Raw genomic sequence first — 11,525 nt, forward strand, 5'->3', positions numbered from 1 at the left:
CATATGGCTTTCAACAGGCAAACTAGCTCATGAGCTAATATGCGTTAACTAAAGTATTAGGTTAAAAACCATTGTGTAATACCAATACCGACTGATTGTAATTCGCAATGTTGCAATAATCAAACAAAAGAATGTAACCAGAGTTTAAAAACAATACTAAAGTTTGCACTAATGAGCATAAAACAAAAAAGCCAACCGCTTTATAAACGGTTGGCTTTTTTCAGCTACATGATCTGGGTGATGTTAACTTACGCTCGCTTTTTTACTTGCGAACGGGCGCTTAAATAGCGCGCCTATGTCGGTTAAAATAATATACAAACACGGCACCAAAATAAGGGTGATCAGTGTTGCAAACATAACCGCAAAGCCCAGAGCTACCGCCATAGGTATTACAAATTTGGCTTGTAAACTGGTTTCAAACATAATCGGCAATACCCCTGCAAAGGTCGTAATTGAGGTAAGTAATATGGGCCTAAAACGTGCACAGCCTGCTTCAATAACCGCATCTTTTATACTGATACCAGCTCGACGCGCCTGATTAATAAAATCAGTCATCACTAAGGAGTCGTTAATAACCACCCCTGCAGCAGCAATTAAACCAAAGCCCGACATTAAGCTAATATCTAAACCAAACCAAAAATGACCCCATATTGCCCCCGTTAAACTAAATGGAATAACCGACATTACAATGAGAGGTTGTGAGTAACTTTTTAACGGCACGGCAAGTAATATATAAACTAAAATCATACCACCAGCAAAAAATAACAATTGCTCATTAGCTTGCGCTTGTTGCTCTTCAATTGCGCCACCTAGTTCTGACTTAACACTTGGGTATTCGTCCAACAGTTGTGGTAGTAAATTTTCTTTTACTTGCTTAACCACTTCGCCTGGCTCAATCACTTCCTCATCAATGTTGCCATACACATAAACAGTACGATAACCACCTTCACGACGAATATAACTAATACCAGGGGTTTCAGTTAGCTCAACCACATCTCCTAGCAATACTTCTTTGCCTTGGGGCGTGGTGATAACCGCGTGTTTAAGCGATGAAAACGCTTCGCGAGTAAGCTTAGGGTAACGTACCATCACCCGTACTTCTTCACCGCGACGAATAACACGTTGCGCCTCGCCACCATAAAAACTGGCACCGACTTGATTTGCAATTGAGGCCAAATCTAACCCTAAGTCAAAGGCGACTGGTTTTAAGCTCATTTGTACTTCTTTGCTAGCAGGGTCAATGGTAGAGCTTATATCAAATAAGCCTTCTTGCTGCTGCAATAATCCAATAAAGCGACGCCCTGCTTCATTCAATGTATCGATATCAGAGCCATACAGTAAGTAACCAAACTCACCGTTACCGCCGCCACCTCCACCGCCAACATCATCCTGAATAGTTAACGATTTAACGCCCGCAATATTAGGCATCGCTTCACGCCAGCGGCGCGAAAGCTCAAAGGCATTATAAGGGCGTAAATCTTCATCAACCAATGGCGCTAATAACTGCGCCTCTGTACGACCTTGGTTAAATACCAATACATCGCGAATCATCTTTTGCCCTTCTTCGCGCTCGGTTTGCTTATCTATTTCAAGCACCATGGCTTCGATTTGGCGAATAGCATTAATAGTTTGAATGTCTGATACGTTATCGTTCATCTCAACATTAATTTGCGGGAAGTCATGCGGCACTTTAGGCGATGGGATCATTCTCACCTGATTAGACGATATTAACGCAAAGGTGAAAATTAGTAGCGCAATAAAACTAAACAGCACCGTCCAACGCCACTTTATACAATTAACAATAAACTGCCTATACGGTCCATTTACAAAGCCAAAAAAGCGCTTATTAAAGCGTGCTCGCCAACCGTCAGGGTTAATAGGTGAAAAGTGAGTATGCGCAATGTGTGCCGGTAATATCAGCTTAGATTCAATCAAGCTAAATATTAAACATAAAATCACCACCACTGAAATACCTATAAAAAAGGAACTTTCAGGGCCGCTTGAAAGCGTAAACGGCGCAAATACCGCAATGGTTGTTAGTACACCAAAGGTGGCGGGGGTTGCCACTCGTTTAGCGCCATTAACCACATTAACAACACCGCCGCCTTTTTTTTCTATTTCGGTGTAGGCACTTTCACCTATGACAATGGCATCGTCCACCACAATCCCCAGCACCATAATAAAGGCAAATAAAGACACAATATTAATTGTGATACCAAATAACGGCATCAGCATCATCGCACCTAAAAAGCACACTGGTAAACCAATCATTACCCACAGGGCGAGCTTAAAACGTAAAAATAACGAAAGCATAATAGCGACTAAAATTGCACCTTGCAGCAAATTAGCTTTCATCATGTCTAAGCGTGCATTTAGATAGTAAGTAAAGTCCATTAGCGGCTCTATACGTACACCCAATGGCAGTTCTTTATTTTTTTGATCAATATACGCTTTAACCGAATCGGCCACCGGAATAATGTTTTGATCTTCGGTGGCTTTTACCGATAAATAAACCGCGTTTTCGCCATTAAATTTAAAGTAACGCTCACCTTCAACGAACTGATCTTTGATTATTGCAATATCTTGTAGCAACACTTTGGCACCATTGGCGCCAATTTTTACCGGAATTTGCCTAAACTCTTCACCAGAATAAAACTGATTTTCTACTCGAACCGAAATAACACCCGCATCAGTTTTTAATTGTCCGGCTGAAAAGTTAGCCGAATAACGACGTACCGCGTTCGCTACATCCGATAAAGTTAAATTATATTGGCGCAATGTATCGGGTTCTATTTCTATGGCAATTTCATCCAGTGGCACATCGTTTACCACTAAAGATACATTCGATAACTGCAAGAGTTCATCTTCAACCTGATTTGCGATTGGCTTAAGCTCATTTAGCGGTAGGTCGGCAACGAGCGTCATACCAATTACATCTTGGCGAAACTCTATTTGACTAATGGTAACCGGCTCCATTCCTGCAGGAAAAGTCGCGATACCATCTACTCGCAGTTTTACCTTATCGAGAACGTCGGTAAGCTCTGCGTCAGTATTAATTTCAAGGCTGGCAGAACCCCCATTACGAAAAGCGCGATATACCCCTTTTTTTATCTCAGTTATATCTTTTAGCGACTCTTCAATTTTTATTAAGATACTTTCTTCAATTTCTTGTGGCGACGCCCCCGGGTAGTTTGCATTTACAGTAATATAGTTAACTTCTATATTAGGGAACATTTGTCGCTGAATGGTAAAGTAGCTTATAAGCCCCATTACAATAATAAAAAACATCATTAAATTGGCAGCAACAGAGTTGTTAGCAAAATACGCAATTAACCCTGTTTGTTTGGTTGTATTGGGCTGTTCTGTGTTATTCATAACTCACCCTACCTTAAAGTTTTTCAGTGGATGCATTTTCTGCTGCATCTGTATTTTTAGTCTCTGTTAAACCGGCTATTTTTACTGCCATGCCTTTTTGAGGGTATTCCGGTAAGGTGGTAACGAGCTTATCGTTGGCTTGTAAGCCATCGCTAATATAAAAATATTCGCCTTCTTCACGAATCACTTTTACTTTACGCGGCTCTAACTGTTGCTCATCATTAACTATCCACACGGTTTGGTTATTTACTAACTCTTGCGGTAAACGATAAATATTATTGAGCATAGTGCCGGCAAAGTTTACTTGTACATAAGTGCCAAATTTAATTGCAGGCTGCTGATTAGTCAGTCCGTAAGGATCTTCAATTCTTACCACTAAACTGCTCATGCGAGTCGCGTTATCAACAATCCCTAAATCGCGGTCTATTACTGCTTGGCGAGTAAACCCATTGAATCCTGTTTTAATAACGGTTGCCGTTACCCCTTTAACGCGCTCAGGTAAAAACACACTGTCAAAACCTGCGATCGGAATAATCACTTCAGCGGTTTCAATATTATTCAGCTCGGCAACTTGAGCGCCCATACTAACAAACTGGCCAACCCCCACATTCCGACTAACCACTAATGCATCGTAAGGTGCGGTGATTTCACAATTGTCTAAATCGCGTTGGGCTCTTTTTAATGCTGCTTGCGCCGACTTAACTGATGCTTGCGCACTCAGCACTTGTGGTTTGCGTAAAAATAAATCTGTACGTGCTTTATTTGGGAAACGTTTTGCTTCGTCTTCTGCGACTTTGGCTTGCGCTTGCTCTTCAATTAACATCGCTTGAGCGCGGGCAAGTTCAGCTTCAGCTTGCAATACCGCAGCCTCGTAGTTATCTTTTTCAATAGTAAATAAGGTTTCGCCGCGACCCACAACACCACCCGCCACAAAGCTTGGATGCCAGCTGACGACTTCACCTGACACTTGCGCTGAAAGTTGGGTATTTTCTAGTGGCTGCACTTCACCATAACTATTAATGATAACTTGATGATCGTTAGCGGAAACGGCTTCAACTTGCACCGTTGGTCGAGTGTCTATGACTTCTTTTTTATCTGACTCTTTTGCAATCGCATTAATTGCAACAAAACCAGCAACACCTAATGCCAGTGCTACAAATGGAAAAGCCCATCTAAGTACATTACCTTGCATCTGTTTATTTCTCCCAAATTACTATTAGCACTATGATACCAAAGCTTAATGAAACATTAACGTGACATTTGTAAGCAACTGTTACAAAAAGGTATAAATAAGGTCTTCTTCAGCAAATAAAAGGTAAGTCAAAAGCACTGTTAAGCCGCTTTATAAATGTATTGTTACAATCTTTTACCATTATAAATCATAAAGCTAATCACTTTAGGTTAGTATTTATTAATCATACTGTGCGAAAAAGCATGACACACCGTACAGTAAAATTACATTAACAACTAAAAAAGACTAAACGATGAAATTAACCACACTTACCTTGGCGCTGAGTATAGCGCTTAGTGGCAGCTATGCTGTTGCAGCAGAAAAAAAAGAAGAAAAGAAACCACAAACATTAACTGAAATGATTAAAGGGCAAATCGAATTTGCGGGTATTTTTAATCTTTACCAAGATGAAAAAACCGGCGATCACTTAATGGTGATAAACGAATCACAGCTCGATACGCCCTTTGTGTACTTTGCGCATACCATTGATGGTGTAACTGATGCGGGTCATTTTCGTGGGTCGTATCGTGAAACAAAGCTGATTGAATTTAGAAAATACTTTGATCGTATTGATATTATTAGTAAAACCCCTCGCTACTTATTTAACGAAAATAGCGCACTTGCCAAAGCCAGTGAAGCTAACATCAGCGAAGCCGTGCTTGCAAGTATAAAAATAGAAAAACAAGAAGAAGGTAAAATAGCCTTTAATGTAAATAAGCTTTTTTTAAGTGAAGCGCTACATAAAGTATCTCCTACGCCTAACCCAAACGATAGAAATGCTAAAAAGCGTTTTAAAGTAGGTAAATTAGACGATAAAAAATCACGCATCATCAAACAGCGCCCATACCCTAACAACCTAGATGTGGTTGTTGATTATGTTTTTACCAATAGCAGCCCAACCGTTCGAGGTTCAGGTGCGATAAGCGACCCCCGAAGTGTGTCGGTAAAAGTACAACATTCATTTGTGGCTTTACCAGAAAACAATTACCAACCTCGCTTTGATGATGCACGTATTGGTTATTTCACCAATCAGTTTGATAAAATGACGTCAACCGACTGGGCGCCATACCAAGATGTCATTAAGCGCTGGGATTTACAAAAGAAAGATCCAAACGCTGCACTTTCAGAACCAGTAAAACCGATTACCTGGTGGATAGAAAACACCACACCGGTTGAATGGCGTGACACCGTGCGTGATGCCGTACTTGCTTGGAACACCTCATTTGAAAAAGCAGGCTTTAAAAATGCACTTGAAGTGAAAATACAACCTGACGATGCCGATTGGGATGCCGGCGATATTAACTATAACGTACTACGCTGGACTTCATCACCCAAACCACCGTTTGGTGGGTATGGGCCAGCATTAGCGAACCCGTTAACCGGTGAAATTTTAGGCTCAGACATTATGCTTGAGTTTGTATTTATGAAAAACCGCTGGATATACGACACACTGTATACTCAAGGCACGATGAGCCATACACAGCCAACCAACTATTCAGAACTCAATTGCTCTTTAGGTCATGAATTACAGCAAAGCCTAATAATGGCCAAGGGCTTAGCAAATGGCGCTGATATTGAAGATACCCAAATGTTACGCCAAGGCTTAACTCAGCTGGTTTTACATGAAGTAGGGCATACTCTAGGTCTTAATCACAACATGAAGTCTTCTATTTTGTGGGATGAGAAAGAAGTTCACGACAAAAGTAAAACCCAAGGCATAGTTACCGGCTCGGTAATGGACTATGCGCCAGCAAATATAGCGCCAACGGGTGTGACTCAAGGCGATATTTTCCAAACTAAACCAGGTCCATACGATGATTGGGCAATAAATTACGGCTACAGCGCAGCGCTTAAAGATGAAGCTGCAGAGCAAGCTCGCCTTGATAAAATACTCGCTCGCTCAAGCGAACATGCGCTTTCCTTTGGTAACGATGCCGACGACATGCGTGCCCCTGGCCGCCATATAGACCCTCGCGTGATGATAGGTGACTTGTCGTCTAACCCTGCAGCTTACGGGGCAGATAGAATGGCACTGATCAATACGCTCTTTGCAGAACTTAAAGACAAAGCTACAGTAAAAGGTGAGTCTTACCAACAGCTTGTTACTTCAGCTAACAGCCTATTTGGCCAGTATCGTGCACAAGCAGGCGTGGTATCTCGTCAAATTGGTGGCGTGTATGTAGAGCGTGCCGTCGTGGGCGATGAAAATGCAGCAAAGCCTTTTACACCGGTACCACTTGAGCGTCAAACCCAAGCAATGGCTATTTTAGCTGAGTATGTGTTTGCTCCAAATGTACTGCAAAGCATGCAGCCATTGTATAACTTTATGCAGCAGCAGCGTCGTGGGTTTAATCATTACGGTAAAAACGAAGACCCTAAACCGCATAAAATGATTTTAGGTATGCAAAAGAGTGTACTAGCGCAACTACTACATCCTGCTGTGTTACTGCGTATTTCAGATACTGCTTTATATGGTAATGAATACAGCCTTACGCAATTTATGGAGGATTTAACTGCAAGTATCTTTGTTGATAGTAAAACCGCTAATTCAATCAGTCATAATTTACAGATTGAATATGTTAATCAGCTAATTGCGATTGCAGGCCTAGAAAAAGCAAGTAAATACGATAACTTAGCGAAAACAGCCGCGCTATATCAGCTAACTCAAATAGCCGATAAAAAGGTTGCATGGGGCGCTGATACCGCAACCAAAGCACATAAAAAATATATCGACCGCTTAATTAGCAAAGCGCTAGAAGCATAAATAACACTGAGTAAACCAAGGCCACGTCATACGTGGCCTTTTTTACACTAACTCAAAGGTAAATAGTGCCTTTAAGGTACCTTACGGCATGACCCGTTAATGTCACTGTTGTATTGCCCACTTCACAGTGTAGCTTCCCACCTCGTTGTGAGGCTTGATAAGCACTGAGAGAATTTTTTCCAAACTGCCCTGCCCAATAAGGGGCAAGCCCAGTATGAATTGAGCCGGTTACAAAGTCTTCATCACCCCCACTGGCAGGCCAAAAATAACGAGAAATAAAGTCGTACTCAACACTCGGTGCTGTTGCAACCACATCTAATGGGGCTAATTTTTTTAGTTGTTCATTGGTTGTTTTCAGATCTACAACCTGCTGCTCATTATCATAAATAGCAAAATAAGCTTGGCGGTTTTTCAGCACTTTAACAGGTTGTATAGACAGGCCAGCTAATAGAGCATCAGGGATGAGCTGAACCTCTTCAGGGGCTTGTTTAGGAAAGGTCATAGCAAAGCTGCCATCGTTATTTTTATTAACAATCAGTTTGCCCACCGCCTCTGCGCTAAAGCACACCTGCGATATACTATGTTGCTCACAAAGCACATAGGCCGCCGCTAAAGTAGCATGGCCGCAAAAATCAATCTCCATTAATGGCGAAAACCAACGTATCGCAAAGCTTCCATCTGCCGACTGACAAGTAAAAGCGGTTTCAGACACATTGTTTTCCGAAGCTATATTCAGCATAAGATCATCACTAAGCCAAGACTCCAATGGGATCACGGCAGCATAATTACCTTTAAACAGTTCACTGCTGAACGCATCGATTTGATGGATAGTTAATTTCATAGTGGGCACTTTTTATTTATTGGTCACTCAAAGTGCCACAAATGAAATTAACGGTCACTATAATTTTATGCCAACACAGGACGTACGCGATAATACTGCATACACGCAAATTGCAGCGCATTAGTTAGCAATATCATAATAAACATTAATATATGCGAAGTACTTTGCACTGGCATGGCTAGCTCTGCAAACAAACCACAGATACCTGCTATAAATTGCAAACTAAAATAGCGCGCACTCAGGTTACTAATATTCCCTGTTCGCAATGTTTTATAGGTTTGTGGCATAACCCGAACCGAACTCATAATTAAGCCCACATAAGTTAAGCCGTTTAGCACAGAGGCAGTATCTAGGTTAGGGTTTAACAGCAACAAAAAAGGTAATAACGAAAAGCTAAGCATGCCAAGTAACTGCAGCTTCTGACGTTTAGCGGCATTATAACGGGCAAAAAAGTATAAAATTAAACCACTCAACAATCCTGTCGCAAAAAACGGCAAGGCAATATAAAAGCGAGCAAAATAAAGATTGTAGCTAATAAAGTACACACTTTGCGCTAAACCAAATGTCATCATTAGCAGTGATACACCCGATACACTGCGGTTTTTAATAATTTTATTAAGTAGCGGTAAAAAACTAAAAACCAAAATAAACACTGACAAAATAGGCAAATAATACGCCAAAGCAAACCTCGCTCGTTACATTGTTGTTAATAAAAAGGAAGAAATAAAACACTTTTTAAACATCTGTTTTTAAAGGCTTTATTTGTGTGCGCGCATTGTAGGGCTGGCTAGGTTTTATACAAGCTTAACGCTTACTTTAGTTTTTAGTGATGGCAACTTGAGTATACAAAAACCGTTACTAAAACTTCACAGCACGCCACTTTAACTAATTGCAATACAAATGATAACTGTTATCATGCGCATACGTGTAATTTAACATACAAGCTAAAATAATGAGAAAAACACTGTTTAAAATTCATAGTTGGTTGGCGCTAATTGCCATTATTCCGTTAATTGTTATTAGCATTACTGGCAGTGTTTTAGTGTTTAAAAGTGAAATAGACGGCTTACTGATGCCTGACAAACACTTTGTGGTACAGCAGCAAGCTGCTCGCTTACCTATGGACTCATTAATAGATAAAGCCGAAGCAGCCTTTCCTGAGTATGTAGTAGGAAGCTGGGAGCTTTTTAATAACACCACCGCCGACCGGCTTTATTTGGTTAAGCGTGGCACTGACGATTGGTATAAGTTGCATTTAGACCAATACACAGGAGAAGTTTTATCAGAACCCGTAAGCACAACTCATTATTTTACCGACTGGTTTTTAGAGCTCCATTACACCTTTTTACTTAACGACTTAAAAAGTTTACCAGGGCAAACAGGCACCGTATTAGGGTTCTTTTTTGCTTTATTTTTATTAACTTTAGGTATTACTGGCTTAATTATTTACCGCAAATTTTGGCAGCGACTATTTAGCGTACGCTGGCGCGCAACGTTACAAATAGTACTCAGTGACATTCATAAGATGACCGGTGTTTTAGGCTCACCTATTCTTATCGTTTTAGCGATTACAGGTGGTTATTTTAATGGTGCAGTGTGGTATCACGAAGTAATAGAACACGCAGAAGAAGAGCACCACACTATTACAAATAAATTATATAGTGACGACATCTCTTTTGAGCGGATTCTTAATGATAGCAAGCTGCAAATACCCACTTTTAATACAACTTTTTTAGTTTTTCCACGAGAGTCCGATGAAAATATCACTCTTTATGGCGAAGTAAATACCAGTAACCCACTTACCAGTGAATATGCCAATACCATAACCTATAATAAGCAAACAGGTGAACACATCGCTAACTGGGATATTCGAGAGGCTGGTGCTGGTTGGCAAGTAATAGACAGTTTTAGAAAACTACACTTTGGTTATTTTGCTGGGCTTATCAGTAAAATACTATGGTGTATTGTTGGCCTTAGCCCTGTATGGCTCGCTGGTACAGGCTTTTATTTATGGCTCACACGCCGTAAGCGTAAAAAGCAATCACACAAAAATCGCTTAACTCAACGACGAAGCGCGAATGCTTGATAAAACAATCACTCCCTTGTAAAGTGAAACCAACGAGGGAGTGAGTTAATGAATATGTTCAAGGTAATAATAAGTTTAACTTTTTTATTTGTTGTGGGGTGCAGCAGCAAAATCAATACGCAAACTCAGCGCGTACAATTAAGTTCATTAATTAATCACACATTATTTGTACAACAAACCACACCTTCTGAAAAGGTTATATTTGAACTTCCCGAGGCAGAAAAAGCACGCTTTTTAGCCTTCGTAACAAAACAACAAACAGCTAATATTCGTAGTGACCGTATTATTTATAACTACCTTGAAAATCAGCTCTCTAATTTTAATTATCATGGCGATACGCTTACATCATCTCAATCTCTCAACCTTGCACAAGGTAACTGTATCAGCCTTGCTGTTCTTACCCAAAGTTATGCACAAACATTAGGGCTTAAAACCAGCTTTCAAGAAATGACTAGCGAGCCAGTTTACGCACAGGAAGATAACTTGGTTTATGTAGCAAACCATTTTAGAACTAAAGTTTATGCCCCAGAAGAGGAACTGCCTGAAAAAGAAGAAAATGTGATCACTTTTTTTCGCCCAGGAACCTTAATAGACTACTTCCCAACCAGAGGTAGTGTGTATTCTGATAGTGCTAATTATAATGATTTAATCTCTAAATTTTATAGTAACTTAGCTGCTGACGCGCTTTTAGATAAGCAGCTTGATCAAGCGTACTCTCTTATTTTACAAGCAAATAAATACACCCCTTATGATCCTGAGCTATTTAATATGGCTGGAATTTTACATCGACGAGCTGGCGATTTAAAAAGTGCACAGCTTATTTACCAAACTGCTTTAGATAATAAGCTGATAAATATAAATTTACTTACTAATTATCAAGTTTTAGCCAAACAAATTGGTGATCAGCAACTTGTTGAACAATTAGCAAGCCGACTTGCTGAAGTAGAAAAAGATCCTTATGAACTTTTAGTTATTGCAAAAAATGATCTAGAAACAGGACGAATTAATACCGCTACAGAGCATATTGAACAAGCCATAACAAAAGCGCCGTATATTGCAGAACTTTATTTAGAGCTTGCTAAAATTCGCTATCAACAAGGAAAAAATCACCAAACACAAAAATTACTTGAGAAAGCGATAGAGCTCGAAAAAGACAAGCAAAAGTTAAATGTATATCAAGCTAAGTTACTGTCCTTAAAAGCGAGTAAGTAACTTAGCTAAATAGGCT

At 40.2% G+C, this 11,525-nt stretch carries 7 protein-coding genes; 3 read left to right on the forward strand and 4 right to left on the reverse strand.

Going from position 1 to position 11,525, the window contains the following annotated elements:
• Nucleotides 1-243 precede the first annotated feature (243 nt).
• Together QL984_RS06310 and QL984_RS06315 are read right to left on the reverse strand one after the other, a co-directional pair.
• Complete coding sequence (locus QL984_RS06310) at nt 244-3,375, reverse strand: efflux RND transporter permease subunit (RefSeq protein ID WP_013466226.1); 3,132 nt, start codon at nt 3,373-3,375, stop codon at nt 244-246.
• Between the two features lie 13 nt (nt 3,376-3,388).
• On the reverse strand, nt 3,389-4,567 hold the full coding sequence (locus QL984_RS06315; RefSeq protein WP_028834707.1) for an efflux RND transporter periplasmic adaptor subunit: 1,179 nt from the start codon (nt 4,565-4,567) through the stop codon (nt 3,389-3,391).
• A 292-nt stretch (nt 4,568-4,859) separates the two neighbouring features.
• Here QL984_RS06315 and QL984_RS06320 point away from each other — a divergent pair, with 292 nt between their 5' ends.
• Nucleotides 4,860-7,370 (forward strand): zinc-dependent metalloprotease, encoded by a 2,511-nt coding sequence (locus QL984_RS06320; RefSeq protein ID WP_013466228.1) that lies wholly within the window; start codon nt 4,860-4,862, stop codon nt 7,368-7,370.
• 52 nt (nt 7,371-7,422) lie between these two features.
• Here QL984_RS06320 and QL984_RS06325 read toward each other — a convergent pair whose 3' ends face one another.
• Together QL984_RS06325 and QL984_RS06330 are read right to left on the reverse strand one after the other, a co-directional pair.
• Nucleotides 7,423-8,211, reverse strand: a complete 789-nt coding sequence (locus tag QL984_RS06325) for a PhzF family phenazine biosynthesis protein (protein ID WP_013466229.1) — start codon at nt 8,209-8,211, stop codon at nt 7,423-7,425.
• Between the two features lie 65 nt (nt 8,212-8,276).
• Complete coding sequence (locus tag QL984_RS06330) at nt 8,277-8,891, reverse strand: PQ-loop domain-containing transporter (RefSeq protein WP_016899022.1); 615 nt, start codon at nt 8,889-8,891, stop codon at nt 8,277-8,279.
• Between the two features lie 272 nt (nt 8,892-9,163).
• Here QL984_RS06330 and QL984_RS06335 point away from each other — a divergent pair, with 272 nt between their 5' ends.
• Nucleotides 9,164-10,297 carry a PepSY-associated TM helix domain-containing protein gene (locus tag QL984_RS06335; protein WP_036957026.1) on the forward strand — a complete coding sequence of 378 codons (1,134 nt, stop codon included), beginning with the start codon at nt 9,164-9,166 and terminating at the stop codon, nt 10,295-10,297.
• Nucleotides 10,298-10,345: 48 nt separating this feature from the next.
• Nucleotides 10,346-11,509: a hypothetical protein gene (locus QL984_RS06340; protein ID WP_036957022.1), complete on the forward strand. Its 1,164-nt coding sequence runs from the start codon at nt 10,346-10,348 to the stop codon at nt 11,507-11,509.
• The last annotated feature ends 16 nt before the right edge of the window (nt 11,510-11,525 follow it).

Origin of the sequence: Pseudoalteromonas sp. APC 3495 (genome assembly GCF_030407645.1) — a bacterium.
Classification (GTDB): Bacteria; Pseudomonadota; Gammaproteobacteria; order Enterobacterales; family Alteromonadaceae; genus Pseudoalteromonas; species Pseudoalteromonas tetraodonis.